The sequence below is a fragment of the Candidatus Limnocylindrus sp. genome (genome assembly GCF_040397215.1).
GTDB lineage: Bacteria > Chloroflexota > Limnocylindria > Limnocylindrales > Limnocylindraceae > Limnocylindrus.
Genome location: NZ_JBBAWK010000009.1, coordinates 1 through 19,341 on the forward strand (window position 1 = coordinate 1; position 19,341 = coordinate 19,341).

At 63.5% G+C, this 19,341-nt stretch carries 16 protein-coding genes; 15 read left to right on the plus strand and 1 reads right to left on the minus strand.

The genetic code is table 11. The features are described from left to right. The first annotated feature begins 8 nt into the window (after window positions 1-8). The 4 genes from AC3LCN_RS03575 to AC3LCN_RS03590 are packed head-to-tail and all read left to right on the plus strand — an operon-like array spanning window position 9 to window position 5,441. Window positions 9-83 (plus strand): hypothetical protein, encoded by a 75-nt coding sequence (locus tag AC3LCN_RS03575; protein ID WP_488648745.1) that lies wholly within the window; start codon window positions 9-11, stop codon window positions 81-83. Further along, window positions 80-2,557 carry a phenylalanine--tRNA ligase subunit beta gene (gene pheT, locus AC3LCN_RS03580; RefSeq protein WP_488648716.1) on the plus strand — a complete coding sequence of 826 codons (2,478 nt, stop codon included), beginning with the start codon at window positions 80-82 and terminating at the stop codon, window positions 2,555-2,557. The genes AC3LCN_RS03575 and pheT overlap by 4 nt, the downstream gene beginning before the upstream one ends. After that, window positions 2,554-3,105, plus strand: coding sequence for a CvpA family protein (locus AC3LCN_RS03585; protein WP_488648717.1), 552 nt, complete (start codon window positions 2,554-2,556; stop codon window positions 3,103-3,105). The genes pheT and AC3LCN_RS03585 overlap by 4 nt, the downstream gene beginning before the upstream one ends. Further along, window positions 3,102-5,441 carry an endonuclease MutS2 gene (locus tag AC3LCN_RS03590; RefSeq protein ID WP_488648718.1) on the plus strand — a complete coding sequence of 780 codons (2,340 nt, stop codon included), beginning with the start codon at window positions 3,102-3,104 and terminating at the stop codon, window positions 5,439-5,441. The genes AC3LCN_RS03585 and AC3LCN_RS03590 overlap by 4 nt, the downstream gene beginning before the upstream one ends. Before the next feature lie 31 nt (window positions 5,442-5,472). Here the strand turns inward: AC3LCN_RS03590 and AC3LCN_RS03595 are convergent, their stop codons facing one another. After that, complete coding sequence (locus AC3LCN_RS03595) at window positions 5,473-8,028, minus strand: transglycosylase domain-containing protein (protein WP_488648719.1); 2,556 nt, start codon at window positions 8,026-8,028, stop codon at window positions 5,473-5,475. A 39-nt stretch (window positions 8,029-8,067) separates the two neighbouring features. Between AC3LCN_RS03595 and tyrS the strand changes: the two genes are divergently transcribed. The 11 genes from tyrS to hflX all read left to right on the plus strand — a co-directional run bounded on the left by tyrS (window position 8,068) and on the right by hflX (window position 19,250). Next, on the plus strand, window positions 8,068-9,360 hold the full coding sequence (gene tyrS, locus AC3LCN_RS03600; RefSeq protein ID WP_488648746.1) for a tyrosine--tRNA ligase: 1,293 nt from the start codon (window positions 8,068-8,070) through the stop codon (window positions 9,358-9,360). A 47-nt stretch (window positions 9,361-9,407) separates the two neighbouring features. Then, window positions 9,408-10,148 (plus strand): YebC/PmpR family DNA-binding transcriptional regulator, encoded by a 741-nt coding sequence (locus tag AC3LCN_RS03605; RefSeq protein WP_488648720.1) that lies wholly within the window; start codon window positions 9,408-9,410, stop codon window positions 10,146-10,148. Then, a complete protein-coding gene (ruvC, locus tag AC3LCN_RS03610) occupies window positions 10,145-10,732 on the plus strand; it encodes a crossover junction endodeoxyribonuclease RuvC (protein WP_488648721.1) in 588 nt (195 codons plus the stop codon). Before AC3LCN_RS03605 ends, ruvC begins: the two co-directional genes overlap by 4 nt. Before the next feature lie 2 nt (window positions 10,733-10,734). Further along, complete coding sequence (gene ruvA / locus AC3LCN_RS03615) at window positions 10,735-11,322, plus strand: Holliday junction branch migration protein RuvA (protein WP_488648722.1); 588 nt, start codon at window positions 10,735-10,737, stop codon at window positions 11,320-11,322. Next, entirely contained in the window at window positions 11,319-12,323 is a 1,005-nt protein-coding gene (ruvB, locus tag AC3LCN_RS03620; protein ID WP_488648723.1) for a Holliday junction branch migration DNA helicase RuvB, read from the plus strand. Before ruvA ends, ruvB begins: the two co-directional genes overlap by 4 nt. A gap of 77 nt (window positions 12,324-12,400) precedes the next feature. Further along, the gene (gene tgt, locus AC3LCN_RS03625; RefSeq protein ID WP_488648747.1) at window positions 12,401-13,636 is read left to right on the plus strand and encodes a tRNA guanosine(34) transglycosylase Tgt; all 1,236 of its coding nucleotides are present in this window, start codon (window positions 12,401-12,403) and stop codon (window positions 13,634-13,636) included. Window positions 13,637-13,639: 3 nt separating this feature from the next. Beyond that, window positions 13,640-14,722 carry a recombinase RecA gene (gene recA, locus AC3LCN_RS03630; protein WP_488648724.1) on the plus strand — a complete coding sequence of 361 codons (1,083 nt, stop codon included), beginning with the start codon at window positions 13,640-13,642 and terminating at the stop codon, window positions 14,720-14,722. 9 nt (window positions 14,723-14,731) lie between these two features. After that, window positions 14,732-15,340 (plus strand): regulatory protein RecX, encoded by a 609-nt coding sequence (locus AC3LCN_RS03635; protein ID WP_488648725.1) that lies wholly within the window; start codon window positions 14,732-14,734, stop codon window positions 15,338-15,340. A gap of 134 nt (window positions 15,341-15,474) precedes the next feature. After that, complete coding sequence (gene rny, locus AC3LCN_RS03640) at window positions 15,475-17,001, plus strand: ribonuclease Y (RefSeq protein WP_488648726.1); 1,527 nt, start codon at window positions 15,475-15,477, stop codon at window positions 16,999-17,001. Between the two features lies 1 nt (window position 17,002). Then, a complete protein-coding gene (gene miaA, locus AC3LCN_RS03645; protein WP_488648727.1) occupies window positions 17,003-17,956 on the plus strand; it encodes a tRNA (adenosine(37)-N6)-dimethylallyltransferase MiaA in 954 nt (317 codons plus the stop codon). Window positions 17,957-17,963: 7 nt separating this feature from the next. After that, window positions 17,964-19,250 carry a GTPase HflX gene (gene hflX, locus AC3LCN_RS03650; protein ID WP_488648728.1) on the plus strand — a complete coding sequence of 429 codons (1,287 nt, stop codon included), beginning with the start codon at window positions 17,964-17,966 and terminating at the stop codon, window positions 19,248-19,250. Window positions 19,251-19,341 lie beyond the last annotated feature (91 nt).

Below are 19,341 nucleotides of genomic sequence, written 5' to 3' on the forward strand. Positions count from 1 at the left end.
GCATCGCGATGTTGCGACACGGCATCCCTGACCTGCGCGCCTTCCTTGAGAACGATCTGCGCTTCTTGGCGGGATTCCGATGAAGATTCCGCTCTCCTGGCTTCGTGAGTTCACCGATGTCCAGCTGACCGCCGAGCAGTTGGCCGAGGCGCTCACCCTGCGTGGCCTTGAGGTTCGCGGCGTGGAGCGTTGGGGAGCGAACTGGAACAAGCTGGTCGTTGGCGAGCTGCTCGAGGTGGGACCGCATCCGAAAGCCGATCGACTGCAACTAACGAAGGTGCGCATCGGCGATGGTCCAATCCTCAACATTGTCTGCGGCGCTCGCAACATTGCTCCTGGGCAGCGCATCCCGGTAGCGCTCGTTGGCGCGCAAATGCCCGACGGCCGACGCATTGAGCGCGCTGAGAAGATGGGGATCGCCTCTGAGGGGATGCTCTGTTCCGGCCAAGAGCTTGACGCAACCGACGACGGTGACGGCATCCTGATCCTTGATCCATCGGCCCCCCTCGGGGTGCCTCTTGTCGATTACCTGGGCGAAGATGTCATTGATATCGACGTGAAGCCGAATCGTGGCGATCTCCTCTCAATCTTGGGGCTTGCCCGCGAGGTGGGGGCGATCACGGGCGCGCCAGTGGCCTACACAGCGCGATCCCTGAAGGAGGGGAGTGAAGCCGTAGGAACTGGGCTTGCTCTTCGCGTTGCCGACGAAGCCCTAGCGCCACACGTCGTTCTGCGCGTAGTTGACGGCGTCAAGGTCGCAGCATCGCCAAATCGCGTGCAGATGCGCCTGAAGGCGGCCGGCCTCCGCTCGATCTCAAACGTTGTTGACGCTACGAACTACATCATGTTGGAACTCGGCAAGCCAACGCACGCGTTTGATCGTGCCAAGGTGGGCAACACCGTGCAGATTCGCCTGGCCAAGAAGGGGGAGAGCCTCGAGACGCTCGACCACGAGGTGCGCAACCTCGATGCAACAGATCTGGTGGTCGCCGACGAACGCGCCGCCCTCGCCCTTGCCGGTGTGATGGGGGGCGCGAGCAGCGAGGTTGCACCGTCCACCACCAGCGTGATCATCGAGAGCGCCATCTTCGTCCCAACGTCGGTTCGCCGCACCGCACAGCGACACAGCCTGCGCTCTGAGGCGTCGCATCGTTTTGAGCGCGGCCAAGAGCGCCGCCTTGCCGTACTTGGCGCCGACCAGGTAGCCGCACTCCTCACAGAGTGGGCTGGCGGTGTGCCCCAATCAGGACGCCTGGTAAGCGGTGCCGAAGAGGTCCCCGCAGCAACGCTGAACTTCCGACCTGCGCGTGTTCGCGCGCTGCTCGGAGTCGCCCTCACCGACGATGAGCAGGTTGCACTACTCGGCACAATCGGCATCAGCGCAGAGGCTGCGGCCGATGCAACGAAGATCGTCGTCACGCCGAAGCGTTCTCTCTCCGCCGCGAAGGGGAGCGCGCGGGCCGTGCGCGTGCCAAGTTGGCGTAGTGATCTCGAGATTGAAGCCGATCTCGCCGAAGAGGTTGCGCGCCTGCACGGCTATGAGCGCATCCCAACCTCAATTCCGAGCGCCGACCTTCCGCCGCATCGGCCAAGTCCAACGCTGCTCCGTGATCGTGTGCGACGTCTCCTTGCGGATGCAGGGCTGCACGAAGTTGTGACCCATGCTCTCGTGTCGGTCGCACAGGCTGACCTCTGGAGTGAGCCGGCTGCACTGGTTACCGGTTCACTCGCGGTATCGGAGGGTGCCGCAGGTGGTGAGTCGATTGTCCTGAAGAATCCGCTTTCGGCGGATCACGACCGACTTCGTCAGTCTCTGCTGCCCAGCCTGCTCGACCGCGTCGATGCCAATCTTCGCTACGGTGCAACCTCGGGTGCGATCTTTGAAGTCGGCCGTGGCTACGCCAGCACCGCGGGTCTCCCATCAGAGTGGACTCGCCTTGCCGTCGCGGTCTGGGGGGATCGTGAGCAGGGCGCGCCGAGCGCGGGCGCAACGACGTGGAACCTCGACGAACTAAAGCGTCTTCTCGCCCAGGTTGCCCACCTCGTCGGAGAGCGACCGGCGTACGGAGATTCGATTGCATCAGCCGTGCTTCATCCCGGCATCAACGCTGCCATCGCGGGTGATCGAATCGCCGGCCTTCTCGGAGAGCTCCATCCGGCGTCGCCGATCTGGCGCGATGAGCCACGCATCCTGATCGCCGAGGTCGCCATTGCTGGACTGCGCGCAGGGCGCGTGGAGATCGCCCAGATTTCCCTACCGCCAGCAACACCACCAGTCACGCGCGATGTTGCACTCCTCATCCCCGCGGCGACTACCGTGGGTCAAGTGGTTGCTGTCGCACGAAGCACCGTATTGCGAGCCACCGCCGTTGAGCTCTTTGACCTCTTCGCCGGAGCACCGCTTGCCCCAGGAGAACGTTCAGCTGGTCTGCGCTTCACCTTCCAGCCAAGTGCAACTGGCGCCGATGATGAGGCGATTGCTGCCGAGCTTGCCGCCTTTGAGGGCGCTGTGCTCCGCGCCTGCGGGGCACGCATTCGCGGCGTCGAGGGGCAATGAGCGCGACCGTCTTGGTCGATCTTGTCGTTGTGGTGCTCCTCGTCCTTGCGGCGTGGAGCGGGGGACGTACTGGAGCGGCACGCAGCGCAGTCTCCCTCACCGCACTCGCCCTTGGGCTGATCATCAGCGCACAGGGGCAGAGTGCCATCACCGCGTTCATCGCTCAGATCTTCCCCGACGTGGATACGCGCCTTATTGGCCTCGGGATCTTCATTGGCGGGATTTGGATCCTCTTAGCCATCGCCTCATATCTGATCGGCCGCCTGCTGCAAGCATCGTTGCGCGCGATTCACCTCGGCCCGGTCGACACGGCACTTGGAGCAGTGTTCGGCCTGCTGCAGTGGAGCGTGGCGGTCGCCGCCCTCGTCTTCGTCCTTGATGCCGCTGCCTCGGTGAACTTCCCGCTGCCATCGCCGCTGAGCGATGTGGCCGCCGCGATCACAGCCGCACAATCGTCTGAGGTGATACGTGGCCTGATCTATCCGATCGCAGGCCAGCTGTTCGGCGGACTCCTTCCAGAAGGCCTGCGCGCGCTGCTCGTTCCGTGAAGCGCGCAGCGGCACGGCCGTACGACGAACGCTCCCTGACACGCCTTGAGTGGGCGGCGCTCCTTGAGATCCTCGTCGAAGCCTGTGCCTTTGCTCCATCTCGCACACTCGCTGCGGAACTTCGCCCCACGAATGGCGGCGGCAGCCTACCAACGCTGCGAGCCCTCGGCCGTGAGATTGCGGAGCTGCGGCGAGACGGGGGAGACCCGCACATTGGCGGCGCGAGCGACCTAGAGCCAGCGGCAGAGCGTGGCGCGAAAGGGGGCTCGCTTGATGGCGCAGCACTCTTTGCGATCAGCGAGACGCTCCGCGTCGTCGAGCGCATCTCTAGCGATCTAGCTGGGTCGGGCCCAACGCTCAGCGCCCTTGGGGCGGCTCTTGCTCCGCTTCGTCCGTTGCGGAGTTCGATTGAGCGTGCGATCGCGCCCGAGGGTTCGATTCTAGATGCAGCATCACCGCTTCTCTCTGGGCTGCGCGCGCTCCATCGCACTAGTCTTGAGCGACTCCGCACCCGTCTTGAGACGCTTGCACACGCAAAAAACTACAGCCCCTACCTGCAGGAGCCAATCGTTACGGTACGAAATGGGCGCTATGTTCTGCCAGTCCGCTCGGAGTGGAAGTCCCGTGTGCCAGGGATCGTGCACGACGCGAGTGCCACCGGCCAAACCGTCTGGATCGAGCCACTAGAGGTTGTAGAGCTCGGAAACGCCGTGCGAGAGTCTGAGGCGGCGGTGGCCACCGAAGAGGCGCGGATCCTCGGAGCGCTCTCTGCACTCGTTGGTGCCGATGCGACGGCACTCCGTTCCAACGGTGAAGGCCTTGCGCTCTTCGATCTGGCCCGCGCAGTTGCCGACGTTGGGCGTGATCGAAACTGGCTCTATGCCGACGATGCGCCGGATGGCGATCTGCTCCTGACAGAGGCGAGCCACCCGCTGCTCACGCCGCCAGTGGTGCCGATGAGCTTGCATCTTGACGTTGAGCGACGAGTGCTCGTGATCACCGGACCGAACACCGGCGGCAAGACGGTGGCGCTCAAGGCGGTGGGGCTGCTTACGGCAATGCATCACGCCGGTCTACCCATTCCGAGCGGGTTTGGGTCGGCGGTGCCCGCAACGGGGAACGTCTGGGCCGACATTGGCGACGATCAGTCCATCGCGCAGAGTCTCAGCACCTTCTCTGGTCATCTCACCTCGATTCAGCGCATTCTGCTCGGTGCCGTCTCGGGCGACGTAGTGCTCCTTGATGAGGCGGGGGCAGGGACCGACCCGGCGGAGGGGGCTGCACTGGCCGCCGCAATCATTGACGAGCTGCGACTTCGCGGCTGTCGCGTGTTGGCCACGAGTCACTATGCGGAACTCAAGCAGTACGCACATGTCACACCGGGTGTCGTGAACGGTTCTGTGGCATTTGATCTTGCCACCCTTGCACCAACGTATCGCCTTGAAGTTGGCGTGCCAGGGGGGTCGCAGGCGTTCGCGATTGCCGCGCGCCTCGGTCTGCCACAGCCTCTACTTGATGCAGCGCAGGCGCGTCGCAGCGACCAAGGGGCCACGCTCGATGCAGCGCTTGCTGCGGCTGCCGATGCCGAGCGAGCCGCGCGCGAAGCACGCCAGGTAGCGGAGGGGCTGCAAGAGCGCGCAGCAGACTCACTTGCGCAGGCGGTAGAGCTGCGCCGTGCCACGGAGCGAGGGGCCCTTGAAGCGCGCCAAGCGGCAACAGCAGAGGCGCGGGAGGCCGCAGCCTCGATCTTGCTCCGCGTTGAACAGCTGCGGGCGGCGCTTGAGTCGGGGAGCCTGACACCGGAGATCCTAGCGGTGGCGACGGATCTGCAGCAGGCTGTAGCTGCTGGCGCAGCCTCGTCGCTGCACGAAGAGCAAGATGCGAGCGGGGGGCTCTCTTCCACGGCGCTGGCGGCGGCTGTCGGTAGCGATGTGGTGCTGCGATCGGGAGCCCGCGGCACGCTGCTTGCGGTGGATGGCGCGAACGCGACGATTGCCCTCGGACGGATGCACAGCTCGCTACCAGTTACGGAGATCAGCAAGATCCTGGCGTCGGCAAAGTTAATACCCCAGTCTGCAGTTCGCCTGTCAGGCTCCCTCTCCGCAGCGAAGCTTGATCTACGTGGTGCCCGCGTTGAAGATGCGCTGGCAGCGCTGGAGGTACGAATTAGCGCCGTACTACTGGCGGGTGGCGACCAACTGGAGATCATCCACGGGGTTGGCACCGGCGCACTTCGCGATGCGGTGCGTCGCAAGCTGCGAGAGTTACCTGAGGTTCGTGAAGTGCGATCGGCCGATGAGCCTGGCCGCGAAGGAGTGACTCTTGCGCTCTTCTAGTTGAACGCCACGGAGAAGCGCCTTCGGTTGGTCAGGGCGTAGGGGAAGGACCTGCGGTAGCTGAGAGGCACGAGAGGGTTGGGGCGATCGTCCCACCCCACGTGGCGCCATTCGGCTGCCAGACAGGTGCGTAGAAGTACGCCGTCATTCCGCCCCGGACTCCACCGACGATACCGGCGCCTAGCCGCGCACGTTCAAGCCACTCAAGGTTTGCGGCCTGCCACTTCGGCCACTGCGATTCGAGTCCACTTAGATCGAGGTAGTTGGCCTCAAGCCGTGTGCCCGCACAGCCGTCAGCCCAGAGCAGCCCGGTGGCGCTATCAATGGCAAGGAGGCGTGTGGTGCTGCACGCGGTCGTTGGTGCGGTGCCTGGGAAGAAGTATTCGCTCGTGGTGAGCGTGGTGCACGGGCCAGGGAGCTCGCCTGTGAGTGCATCAATTGTGACCACTTCTAAGCCTGTGGGCTTGGCAAATTCGGCGATTGGCAGCTTCGATGAAATCTCGGTGAAGTAAGACTGCCAGAGTCCACCTGCGGAGTCGAGGGAGTAGACCGTGGCGGGGGTCGAATCCGAATTGCCCATCCAAACACCGGTGACGAGTTGCTGCGCGGTCGGATCGCTCGGTGCGGCGAGATATCCGAATGCGGCTAGGTCCTTAGTTTGGTCTGTGGTGCCTGTTTTAAACGCTGCTGGGCGACGCTTACCGCCACTAGCGATGATCTTCCGCTTTGACCATGGGCGATTGACTGCAGGGTCTGTGTTCCCCGCAATGATGTCAGTCATCAGCTCAGCGGTCTCCTTGGCAAACGCTTGGTTGGCACTCTCTACTGGAGCGGGTGCCTTCCAGATGACTGCGCCGTCACGGTCCTCAATACGCAAGATGTAGCGGCGATCAACCTTCGTCCCATCGTTGGCTAGGGCGCCATAGGCGGAGAGCAGGTCGACATAGCGCACCTCGAGGGTGCCGATCGCGAGTGAGGCACCAGCAACGTTCTCGCTATTGTTCTGGAACTTGAACCCGCTATCGCGCATCTGGCGCCAGACACGATCTTGTCCGGCGCGAATGAGCGCCTTAATAGCCGGAACATTCAACGAACCCTGCAAGGCCTGACGCATGCGTACTGGACCGTGCTCGCTCCCCTCGGAGCTCCCTGGTGTCCAGCCCATACCAAAGTCGACGGGGACATCCATCAGGATCGTTGCTGGGGTCACCGCGCGGTCTTCAAGGGCGTAGGCGTACATGATCGGCTTAATGGAGCTGCCGGGCTGGCGGTAACCGCTAAGCACATCGTATTCAGGCTGGAAGACGGTGCCGTCGGCTGTGCCGTAATAGTCCGCCGACCCGGCATAGGCGAGAATGTCGCCTTTTCGCGCATCAAGCGTTGCGACGGCGGCATTGTTGATCTCGAGCCCGTGGATTGTCTTCAGCCAGTCGGTCGCCTTTACGCCGATGCTCTTCAAATATGCTTGGTACTCCTTGATTTTTGTTGAGCGAACGGCGAGCACCCACTTCTCTGCGGCCTGCTGCATCCCCCAATCGAGTGAGGTGACGACCTTATAGCCACTGGTGTCAAGTTGCTGCTGACACCCTTCGGTGTTGGTGCACAGGATGCTTGAGAGGAGGTCACGCACGCGATTCACGAAGTGTGGAGCGCTCATCTTGCTAAGCGGCGAGGTGATAAGGATGATCTCTTCGGTCCGTGCAGCCTCGATCTCCGCGTCGGTGATGGTTGGGGTCTCCTGCGGGATGCCGCTCGCTCGGGCAGACTTAAGTAGATCCAAAACGACGCTGCGACGCTTGGCCACAGCAGAATCAAGTGGCACGCGAATAACGCCATCCTTACCGACGACCGCATTTTGGCGAAGGTCGTAGGTGCTTGGAGCCTGGGGGATCGCGGCAAGAAGGGACGCTTCGGCAAGCGTGAGCTGATCAAGCGACTTGCCGAAATATTGCTGCGACGCGGTAAGGATGCCGTAAGAGCGCGAACCGTAATAGTTGTTGTTGAGGTACTTGGCAATGACCTTCTCTTTGCCCACCCGCCCTGGGAACTCTTTCGTCAGGCGGATGGCCTGAATGATCTCTTTAACCTTGCGCTCGTAAACGCTCCCTTTGAACGCAGAGTCGGGCAGGAGCACGCTGCGGACCAGCTGTTGGGTGATGGTTGAACCTCCGCGACCGGAGCCCCGCACGGTGTCAAGCGCGGCGGCCACGAAGCCGAGCGGATCGAATCCAGAGTTCTCCCAGTAGGTTTTGTCCTCGATAGCGGTGGTGGTGTCGAGGACGATACCCGGGATGCTGCCGAATTGAACCTCAGTGCGCCGATCGGAGCCGAATGCGGCTAGCTGGACGGTACCCGTTCGGTCGTAGACCGTGGTGTTCTGGTTCAAGACGATAGTGTCGAGGTCCTTTGGGTTGGGCAGATCGGCGACAACCGCGCCGTAAATGGCGATGGTGCCGCCATAGGCGATTGCGGCGATCAGCAGGCAGGCGCCTAGCAGGGCGACCGGCAGGAGGGCGAAGAGCCCCCCAAGCAGGCGTTTTCGGGGGCGGCTGTTCCGCTGGGCTGAGTTTCCCGAGGCCATGTCCATCGCTATGAAGGTAGCATAGGGCGCATGGCGAACCCTCTCATCTCCGAGCTCCTCCGCGACTTCGCCGATCGAGGTTTGGTCCATGACGTTACCGCGGGTCTCGATCAACGCCTCGTCGCAGACCCCGCGATCAGCGCCTATATCGGCTTCGATCCAAGCGCTGACTCACTCCATGTTGGGCACCTGATGGGTGTCCTTGCGCTACGTCGACTTCAACTGCATGGTGGTCGCCCCGTAGCACTGGTTGGCGGAGGGACCGGCATGATCGGCGACCCCTCGGGTAGATCGGCCGAACGTAATCTTCTGGATCGAGCGACGCTGGACCACAATCGCGCCGCGATCGGTGCGCAGCTCGCTAATCTCGTCGACTTCTCGGGGAAGGGCGGCGCGTTGCTGCTGGATAACCTCAGCTGGCTCGGCGACCTTGGGCTAATCGATTTCCTTCGTGACACAGGGAAGCATCTCACGGTTGGCTACATGCTCGCGAAGGAGAGCGTAAAGACGCGGCTTGAGGGCGGTCTCTCGTTCACGGAGTTCAGCTACATGTTGCTGCAGAGTTACGACTTCATGATGTTGCGGAAGCTGCACGGTGTGGAGCTCCAGATGGGCGGCTCTGACCAGTGGGGGAACATCACCGCCGGCACGGAGCTGATTCGGCGCACTGAGGGTGAGAGCGCCGACGGCGCGCCGCAGGCCTTCGGGCTCTGCTACCCACTCCTGCTCGCCAAGAGCGGCGCGAAGTTCGGCAAGACGGCAGAGGGTGCCGTCTGGCTCGATCCGGCCCGGACAAGTCCGTTCGCCTTCCGCCAGTTCTGGATGGAGCAGGACGACGAGTCGATCGCATCGCTCTTGCATCGCTTCACCCTTGACAGCGTTGCCGAGACCACAGCCTTGATGGCACGACACGCCGAGAACCCTGCCGCCCGTCGAGCGCAGCGCCACCTCGCCCGAACGGTGACCAGCATGGTGCACGGGGCCAATGTGGAGGCTCGCGCCGCGACAGTGGCCGATGCGTTGTTTGGCGACGGCGAGGGCGGCACCCCAGACCTTCGAGCGCTGACGCCTGAGGCCCTGGCGATGCTGGCGGGTGAGCTGCCGACAAGCGGCCTACCAGTTGCCGCCGACGCCACGCTGGTTGACCTCGTCATCGCGGCAGGACTTGGCACCTCAAAGAGTGAGGCGCGTCGACTGATTGAGCAGGGGGGCGTGAGCGTCAATGGCGCCCCCGCGCCAGACGGCGCCGCCGCCGCCGCCTCGTTCACACCGTTGGCCGACGGTTCGCTCCTGCTGCGCAAGGGGCGCCGCGACTACCGTCTACTCCGCCGCGCCTAGCGCCCGACACCTAGGGGGACTGCGCTCGCCTCGCCTATACTTCCCGCATGTCAGGACATTCAAAATGGTCAACGATCAAGCGCGCCAAGGGGGCGACTGACGCGAAGCGTGCCGCCCAATTCACGAAGGTTTCGCGCGAGATCACCATCGCCGCCCGCATTAGCGGCCCCGATCCAGTCGCGAACCCGCGCCTGCGTTTGGCGATCGACAAGGGGCGTGGCCTCAACATGCCGAACGACAACATCAAGCGTGCCATTGAGCGTGCCGCCGGCCTCGGACAGAGCGACGCCTATGAAGAAATTGTCTACGAGGGGTACGGCCCAGGGGGCGTTGCGGTGCTCGTCGAGGCGGCAACCGACAACCGCAACCGCACAGCATCAGAGGTACGCAGCCTTTTCACCAAGTCTGGTGGCGCTCTAGCAAGCAGCGGCGCCGTCGCCTGGCAGTTTGAGGCTCGCGGTGTCATTGAGTGCATCGGCTCGTTTGAGGCGATAGGGGAGGCGGCGATTGAGGCGGGGGCGGCCGACGTAGAGGCCGACGAGGGCTCTATCTTTGTCTACTCCGATCCGCATGAGATTCACTCGGTTCAGGGTGCCCTTGAGGCCGCCGGCGTCAAGGTGAAGAGTGCTGAGTCAGGCATCATCGCGAAGTCTACGGTCGAAGTCTCTGCGGATGATGCCCGTAAGAACTTCAAGCTGATAGATGCACTAGAAGAGCTTGATGATGTGCAGCGGGTCACGGCGAACTTCGAGGTGCCACCCGAGGTCTTCGCCGAGATCGCTGGATGAGCATGCGTGTCCTGGGACTTGACCCGGGCACAGCAACCTTCGGCTGGGGGGTTGTAGATGCAGGTGGCGCGCGCCCAGCACATGTCGCCCACGGTGCACTCCGCACTGCAGCAACGCTGACACTCGGTGCTCGACTGAGCATCTTGCGAGATGGCGTCACCGCACTGATCGAGGAGCACCGACCAGATCGCATTGCCATTGAGCGCATCTTCTCGCAATCCAACGTGCAGACAGCTATCGCGATCGGCGCCGTGCGCGGCGTCGCCCTGCTGATTGCTACGGATCACAACATCGAGGTGGTTGAGGCCACGCCTTCCGAGATGAAGCGTGCGATCGCTGGGGAGGGTCGTGCGACCAAGGCGGCGGTAACAAAAGCGATTACGAAGCTCCTCGCGCTGCAGACGGCGCCAACTCCAGACGATGCAGCCGATGCACTGGCCCTGGCACTTTGGGGTGCTGGCGCGCGCAAGATTGAACATCGCTCGGGCTCTTCGCGCCTGGATCGCTCTGCTGCTGCTGCGGTTGCTGCAGAGAGCGGATTAGATCGAGCGGTGCGCGCCGCCCTGCGTGCTGGGAGGTCGTAGCCGTGTACGCCCACATCCACGGCTCCGTGCTCTGGGTCGAGGACGACGCCGTGGTGATCAGCTCAAACGGCCTCGGACTACGCATCCGCACGCTGCCGGCAGTCCTAAGCACCGCAACCGAGGGTGCCGCGCTTGAGCTCTATCTGCACCACATTGTTCGCGAAGACACTGAGACCCTTGTCGGGTTCCCAACACGCGATCAGGCGCGCCTCTTCGCCACTCTGCTCGATGTGAGCGGCGTGGGGCCAAAGGTTGCCATCGCCCTCCTCGCCACGCACGGACCGGATCTCCTCCGCCGCGCACTTGTCGATGGTGACGAAGCGTTCATCGCCAAGGCCCCTGGGGTAGGGAAGCGACTCGCCGCGCGCATCATTGTTGAGCTCGGTGACCGCATGAGCCGAGAGGCTTCAGCGGAGACCGAGGTCGGCGCAAAGGGCGATGCGGATCGCGACCTGCAAGGCGCCCTCCGAAGTCTTGGCTTCCCAGCCCGGGAGGCGAAAGAGATGGCTGCTGCCGTCTCTGCCAATGCATCACTCGCCGCCGCGCCGCTCGCAGAGCGTCTTCGCGCAGCCCTCAAGGAGCGAGCATGAGCGACGAGTCGCGCACCGACGCCGCGGAGCTGAGCGCCGAAACCACGCTGCGCCCCGCATCACTCGGGGAGTACATCGGCCAGGTCGAGGCGAAGCGCTCACTCACCACGCTGCTGCAGGCGGCACGCGAACGCGGAGAGGCTGCCGACCACCTGCTGCTGCACGGACCCCCAGGGCTCGGAAAGACCACCCTGGCAGCGATCGTCGCTAAGGAACTCGCCGTCGAGATCCGTTTCACCTCTGGGCCCGCCATTGAGCACGGCGGACAGATGGCGGCGATCCTCACTGACCTCACGCCTCGACAAGTGCTCTTCATTGATGAGATCCACCGCCTTGGCCGAGCGGTCGAAGAGGTGCTCTATCCCGCCATGGAGGATCGCTCCATCGACATTGTCATCGGCAATCGCGGCTCGGCGCAGTCGCTGCGGCTCGAAATTGCCCCATTCACGCTCATCGGAGCCACCACGCGCGTTGGCATGCTCTCTTCGCCACTGCGCGATCGCTTCGGCGCTGTGCAGCGCCTGGACTTCTACGACGATGCTGATCTCGCTGCAATCGTTCGACGCTCCGCCGGCATCCTTGGAATCGAGATCGCCGCTGATGCCGCCGCGCTGATTGCGGCGCGCAGTCGCGGCACGCCACGCGTTGCGAATCGCCTCTTGCGCCGCGTGCGCGACGAGGTGCAGGTCGCTGGTTCCACGAACATCACCGTTGAGGCGGCGGCTCAGGCGCTGCAGGGCCTGCAGATCGATGAGGCTGGGCTTGATGCCACTGATCGGAAGCTCCTCACCGTCATGATCGAGAAGTTCAATGGGGGACCGGTCGGCGTGGCTGCGATGGCGGCGCTGCTCGGCGAGTCTGCCGACGCGCTTGAAGATGTCTTTGAGCCATATCTCCTGCGAATCGGGTTCATCGACCGCACCCCACAGGGTCGTGTCGTGACCGAAGCGGCCCGCGCCCATCTTGGCAAGGATTCGGCTTCACTCTGGGGGAAACGCTGAACCGATCAGAACAGTTCGCTGCGCTCTCTGATCCAGCCACGCTGCCAGCGCGCGCCGGTGGCGCCGCACAGTTCACGATCACCGCGCAAGACAGCACATCGCGAGCCCGAGCTGGCGAGTTACGTTTAGGTCACGGCGTCGTACAGACGCCAGATTTCATGCCCGTCGGCACGAACGCCACGGTGAAGTCACTCGACCCAGAAGACCTGAAGGCGCTCGGCGCACAGATCATCCTCGCGAATACCTATCACCTCTATCTGCGCCCAGGACATGAGCGGGTGCAGCGCTTCGGCGGCCTTCACGAGTTTATGCAGTGGGATCGGCCGATCCTGACCGACTCGGGTGGATTTCAGGTGGTTTCTCTTGGCCCGTTGATGCGCATTAACGAGGGGGGTGCAATATTCAGCAGTCATCTCGACGGTTCGATGCACCTCTTTACCCCTGAGCGATCTATTGAGGTGCAGCAGGCACTCGGTCCAGACATTGCCGTGGCGTTCGATCAACCGGTGATGCCGGATGGGAGCACTGATCGCGAGGTGCGACGAGCGATGGATCGCACACATCGTTGGGCGGTGCGTTCGCTGCGAGCGCACAGCCGACCAGGCCAGGCGCTTTTCGGCATTGCGCAGGGCGGAATCAACCCCGAACTGCGCGCCGAATCCGCCACCTACATCCGCTCGCTCCCGTTTGATGGAATTAACCTCGGTGGTCTGGCGGGGGACGAAACCCCAGAGCAACGCAACACAGCGATCGACGCAACTGTTGCCGCGCTTGAGGGGGACCCTCGCGTTCGCTACCTGATGGGTCTCGGATCGCCAGTTGACCTCCTCGAGGCCGTCCTTCGCGGGGTCGATCTTTTCGACTCCGTCCTGCCCGCTCGGGTTGCCCGCAACGGGCAGGCCTGGGTCACGGGAGGACGCCTCAATCTGCGCAACGCGCGCCATCTCGACGAGCAGGAGCCTGTGGATGCCCTGTGCGACTGCAGCACTTGCAGGCGCTTTAGCCGTGCCTACCTGGCGCACCTATTCCGCGCGGAGGAGCTGCTGGCCTACCGCCTCCTCACGATCCACAACCTGCGTCATATGAGCGCCTTCATGGGGGAGGTTCGGAGAGCCATCGCGTCGGGTACACTCGCCGCTGAACTGCCGCGCCTTCGGGCTGCGGCTGGGGGGCCGGGGACCCCCCGACTTGGAGTCGGCGACGAGCCGGGCGCCGTGCCAGAGCGCGGCGCGATGCAGCCGCGGTACGCCGAGGCAGGCAGACTACGAGGAGCTCAGCAGAAGAGGGCTGTAGCGTCGGAAGATAAGGAGTGACCCATGGCAGAGAAGAGCGAATCCAAGAAGAGCGCAGCCGTCGAGCCAAAGGAGGAGGGGAAGCCCTCCACTGAGCGCAGTCGCGCCGTTGAAGCGGCGATCCTCACCATCGAGAAGCAGTTCGGTCGCGGTGCGATCATGAAGCTCGGCTCACGCGAACGACTCGCGATTGATTCCATCCCAACCGGAGCGATCTCACTCGATATCGCCCTTGGTGTTGGTGGCCTACCGAAAGGCCGCATCAGCGAAATCTTCGGGCCAGAATCGTCGGGTAAGACCACGATCGCCCAGCACATCATTGCTGAAGCACAGCGCCGCGGCGGTGTGGCCGCATTCATTGACGTCGAGCATGCGCTCGATTCAGCGTATGCCGCACAGACTGGCGTCAACGTGAACGAGCTGCTTGTCAGCCAGCCAGATACCGGCGAGCAGGCACTTGAGATTGCAGAAACCCTGATCCGTTCGGGCGGCGTTGACATCGTTGTCATCGACTCAGTCGCGGCACTCGTGCCACGCGCTGAAATCGAAGGCGAGATGGGTGACTCGTTTGTCGGTATTCAGGCACGCCTCATGAGCCAAGCGCTCCGCAAGCTGACCGGTGCAGTGGCCCGTTCCAACACGGTGCTGCTCTTCACGAACCAGCTGCGCGAGAAGATCGGCGTCATGTACGGCAGCCCAGAGACGACCCCAGGCGGTCGTGCGCTGAAGTTCTACGCGTCGGTTCGCCTCGATATTCGACGAATCGAAACGATCAAGAACGCCACGGAGGCCGTCGGTTCTCGCGTACGCGTGAAGGTGGTGAAGAACAAGGTGGCCGCGCCATTCCGCATTGCCGAGTTCGACATCATGTACGGCGAAGGGATCAGCATGGCGGGCGGCCTGCTTGACGTTGGCGTTGCAGCCGATGTGATCTCCAAGACTGGCGCCTGGTTTAACTATGGCGACGTGCGCCTCGGTCAAGGCCGAGAGCAGTCAAAGGAGTTCCTTAAGGCGAATCCTGAAGTTGCTGCCGAGATCGACGCGAAGCTTCGCGCAGTCTCCACAACGCTTGAGATTCCCGCCGCCGTCGCTCCCGAAGCGGAGTAACGGTGCGTCGTGGCGCGTCGCCGCGACCCTGAAGCGCAGAAAGCCCGCCGAGCAGCGGCAGAGGCCTCCGATGTATTGGAGGCAGCTGCACGCTCGCTCAGCGGCGCACCGCGCTCGTGCAAGAGTCTTGAGGAGCGCCTGATCGCCGCCGGATACCCGGAAGAACATGTGCGCACAGCAGTTGCCCGTCTCGTCGAGATCGGCCTGGTTGATGACGAGCGGTTCGGGCAGGCGCTTCTCGATTCGCGTGACCGATCGCGACAGCGTGGTGATCGTGCGCTCTTGCAGGAACTGAAAAGACGCGGCATTGACGACGAGCTCGCGCAGCGACTCTTGGCACAGCGCGCAGCGGGGGAGGCGCAGAGTACGGAGCAGGTCTGGGGGGCGACTCTGCGCGTCGTTGACGAGCACGCGGAGGGGGCCGAGGAGCGCGCCGCACGCGCCGCCCTGGCCAAGTTGCGCCTACGTGGCGGCGATGCCCGCGCCGAGGTCCAGCGACTGGCCCAGGGGCTTGCCCGACGGGGTTTCCCGAGCGCCCTCTCTTGGCGCCTCGCCCGGGAGCGTGTCGAGTCTGAAACCCGGACCCCAGTGACCGAGGGGGGCACCGAAGAGGAGTAGCCCGCCACGCTCAGCGCCCCGGGCGTTTGACCGATCTGGCGGGTAGGCGTAGCCTCTCCTCTCCAGCCTTTCGCTGGGCATTTGACCTATTTACCGCGAGCCAGGCCGCGGGGCCAGCCTGGCAGGAGAGCGTTATGCCTGAATTGAACGGGATCGCCCCCGTGTTGTTCGCCCTATTCGGCGTAGGAGCCGGGCTCGCGCTACGAAGCGTGATCGCCGCCGCCGCCATCCGTGCCGCAAACCGACGAGCTGCCGCCATCCTCGAAGAGGCGCGTCAGCAGCAGAGCTCCCTGGTGATCGGCGCCAAGGGAGAGATCTCACGCCTGCGAGCTGAGGCCGAACTCGCCCAACAGGCCGACCGTGAGGCGGCGACAGCAGAGGGTGAGCGCCTTCGCCTTCGCGAAGTCACCCTTGGTGAGCGCGAGAGCTTTTTTGCCGGTCGAGAGGTCGCGATCGCTGAGCGCGAGCGCACCCTCGTTGATGAGTCTGTTGCCCTTGATGTGGCCCGCGCAAACGTCAATACGCGCCTTGCAGAGGTCGCCGGGCTCGACCCCGAGGCCGCTCGGACCGAAGTTCTCTCGCGCTTCACCGAAGAGGCTGAGCGCGAGGCGAAGCGACTGCAGGCAACCCTGGAGCGACGTGCCCAAGAAGATGCGGCCGACCGAGCACGCGACATGATCCTGACGGCGATGCAGCGCGTTGCAGCGGACCACAGTGCTGAGCACTCCGTGACCCACGTGAAGCTCACGAGCGACGAGATGAAGGGCCGACTGATCGGTCGCGAGGGGCGCAACATTCGCGCCCTTGAAGCGGCGACTGGCGTGGAACTTCTCATCGATGAGACCCCGCTGCAGGTGACGCTTTCGTCATTTGACCCAGTTCGTCGCCAAGTGGCACGCGTTGCCCTTGAGCGCCTCATGCAGGATGGTCGAATTCATCCGATTCGCATCGAAGAGATCGTTGCGAAGGCCCAGGGTGAGGTTGATGCCGACTCGCTGAAGAACGGCGAAGCCGCCGCACTCAAGGTTGGTGTGACCGGTGTTCCGACAGAACTATTGCGCATCTTAGGTCGGTTAGCGTGGCGCACCTCGTTCGGTCAGAACGTCTTGCTGCACTCAATTGAAACTGCGCAGGTTGCAGGCGCCGTTGCTGGCGAGCTCGGCATGGATATTCGCGCAGCAAAGGTTGGTGGCCTCCTTCATGACATTGGCAAGGCGCTTGACCACGAGATTGAAGGCACGCACGCTGCGATCGGCGCCGACCTGGCGCGTCGTCATGGTATGCCAGAGGGGATCGTCAATTCGATTGCTGCGCACCATCAGGAGGTGGAGTGCACCGCGCGTGAGGCCCCGATTGTGCAGGTGGCGGATGCGATCAGCGCCGCACGACCTGGCGCACGTGGCGATCAAGGCGAGGCCCATCTCCGCCGCCTTGAAGACCTACAGCAGATCGCACTCGGATTCGACGGCGTTGAGAAAGTCTATGCCGTGCAGGCTGGCCGAGAGGTACGCATCTTGGTTCGCCCTGATCAGGTCAGCGATGAAGAGGCGCGCACGATTGCCCACGAGGTGGTCAAGCGCATCGAAGAGCAGCTTGCTTATCCGGGTCAGATTCGCGTAACGGTGATCCGAGAGACGCGGGCGGTTGATTACGCCCGATAGCATGCCGACCCTACCGATTCTCGCGATCGGTGGTCCTACCTCGGTAGGGAAGAGCGCCGCCGCCATTGCGCTGGCCAACGCCCTCGACGCTGCAGGGGTGAGTTCAATCCTGATTTCGGCAGATTCACGCCAAGTGTTTCGCGGCTTTGACATCGGAACTGACAAGATCAGCACCGAAATTCGTGCCGCTCGTCCGCATGCCTGCATTGATATTGCTGAGGCGAGCGATGCCTTCACCCTGTACGACTGGCTTGACGCGGCACGCGCCGCTATCGCGGGCCACGCCGAGGTGGGCGGGGGCGGGGGGATAGCCATCGTGGTGGGCGGTACCGGCCTCTATCAGCGTGGCCTGCTGAAGGGTTTCCTCTCGGGCGGAGCGCGTCCAAGCAATCCCCTGATTCGTGAACAGCTTGAACTGCAATTCTCAAATGTGGGCCGTGAACCGCTCGACAAGGAGCTCCGTGAGCGGAATCCAGCGGCGGCAGATGCCGTTGCGACCGCGAGTTCTCGACGTCTAATTCGAACGCTGGAGATCGTGCGCCTCGGCGGGGATCCGCTCGCCGAAGAGGAGAATCCGTGGGCAGCTCCAACGGCGTACGTGCAGATTGATGACAACGACTTCGAGCGACACCGCGCCGCCATTGTAGCGCGTGTTCGGGCACAGTTTGATGGCGGCCTCGTACAGGAGACCGAGCAGCTTGCTGCGCGTCTCCCGGCCGAAACTCCTGCACTCTCCGGCATTGGCTACCGAGAAGCACAGTCATATCTCGACCAGACGATGGATCGCGAACGTGCCATTGGCACCGCAGCAACACGAACGTGGGCCTATGCCCGCCGACAGCGCACCTGGTACCGCGGTGAGAATCTAGCCGAAACGATCCCAACCGATGGACGCCCAGCAGACGAAATTGCCCAGATCCTCCTTCCGCACGCGCTGCGGATCGCGGTACGCTAGAGGGACAGTGACGAAGAGAAGCGCGCCGATTGACCTGACGCCCGCGCCAGAGCGAGCCTTTCTCATCGCAGTGGACACCGGTAGTGATGCTGGTTGGCCGGCCGAAGATAGCCTTCAAGAGCTAGCGAGCCTCGCTCGCACTGCGGGGGCTGAGGTTGTTGGCGCCGAATGGCAGCAACGACGACACCCCGACCCTGACACCTATATCGGCGCTGGTAAGGCGAACGAGCTGCTTGCCGCCAAGGTCGAGACGGGCTTCACCGTGCTGATCGCCGATGACGAGCTCTCGCCTACACAGCAGCGTGGCCTTGAGGAGGTGCTCGGGGTGAAGGTCATTGACCGCAGCCGACTGATCCTTGACATCTTCGCCTTGCACGCCAGAACACGCGAGGGTCGCCTACAGGTGGAGCTGGCACAACTGGAGTATCAGCTGCCGCGACTGACAAAGCTGTGGACGCACCTTTCACGTACGGGAGGCGGCATCGGCACCCGCGGCCCCGGTGAGTCTCAGCTCGAGACCGACCGCCGCCTGATTCGCGATCGCATCTCCGTGATGAAAGCGCGCGTCGACCAGGTGCGTCGCAGCCGCGAGACGGGCGCGAAGAGCCGCACGACACGCGGTGAGCCGACCGTCGCCATCGTTGGCTACACGAACGCAGGTAAGTCGACGCTCCTCAACAGCCTGGTCGGGAGCAGCGTGGTGCTGGCCGAGGATCGCCTCTTTGCCACCCTTGATCCAACCAGCCGTAGGATTCGGCTACCAGGCGGCCTTCATGCGATCGTCACGGACACCGTGGGGTTCATCCATAAACTGCCGCACCAGTTGGTCGACGCATTCCGCGCCACCCTGGAAGAGGTCTCCCGTGCAGATCTACTACTCGAAGTTGTCGACGCCTCGGACCATCACGCCCTGGAGCACCGCGCCACGGTGCAGGCTGTGCTCGACGAACTTGGCGCCGCTGAGAAGCCCCGCATCATTGCCGCCAACAAGATCGACGCGGCGCAGATGCACGCGCGCGAAATTGACTCCGCGGCGCTTGGCGTTTCGGCGGCGACGGGGCTCGGCCTTGGCCCGCTCCGCAGCGCCCTCGAAGAGGCGCTACAGCGCCAAGGGACCCCAGTCGACCTCCGACTCCCATACACAGCGGTGGGGGAGGTTGAGGCGATTCGCGCCCGGGGCGGCATCCAGGTGGCCTACGACGAAGATGCTCTCCATGTCACAGGTTTTGCCACCGCCGAGCTGGCCAGCGAACTGAAACGGCTGAAGCGCAACACGACAGCGAAGCTGCTCTAAGCCAAGAGTTCACCCGGCTTACCTGCCAGAGGGGACAGTTACAGGAGGCGGCTCCGTGCTGCGGCTCTCCCTATCTTGGTTCCGATAATGA

Coding starts and splice junctions, on each gene's coding strand:
- pheT (WP_488648716.1), top strand. CDS start 80: ATGAAGATTCCGCTCTCCTGGCTTCGTGAGTTCACCGATGTCCAGCTG.
- AC3LCN_RS03585 (WP_488648717.1), top strand. CDS start 2,554: ATGAGCGCGACCGTCTTGGTCGATCTTGTCGTTGTGGTGCTCCTCGTC.
- AC3LCN_RS03595 (WP_488648719.1), bottom strand. CDS start 8,028: ATGGACATGGCCTCGGGAAACTCAGCCCAGCGGAACAGCCGCCCCCGA.
- AC3LCN_RS03605 (WP_488648720.1), top strand. CDS start 9,408: ATGTCAGGACATTCAAAATGGTCAACGATCAAGCGCGCCAAGGGGGCG.
- ruvC (WP_488648721.1), top strand. CDS start 10,145: ATGAGCATGCGTGTCCTGGGACTTGACCCGGGCACAGCAACCTTCGGC.
- ruvB (WP_488648723.1), top strand. CDS start 11,319: ATGAGCGACGAGTCGCGCACCGACGCCGCGGAGCTGAGCGCCGAAACC.
- recA (WP_488648724.1), top strand. CDS start 13,640: ATGGCAGAGAAGAGCGAATCCAAGAAGAGCGCAGCCGTCGAGCCAAAG.
- rny (WP_488648726.1), top strand. CDS start 15,475: ATGCCTGAATTGAACGGGATCGCCCCCGTGTTGTTCGCCCTATTCGGC.
- miaA (WP_488648727.1), top strand. CDS start 17,003: ATGCCGACCCTACCGATTCTCGCGATCGGTGGTCCTACCTCGGTAGGG.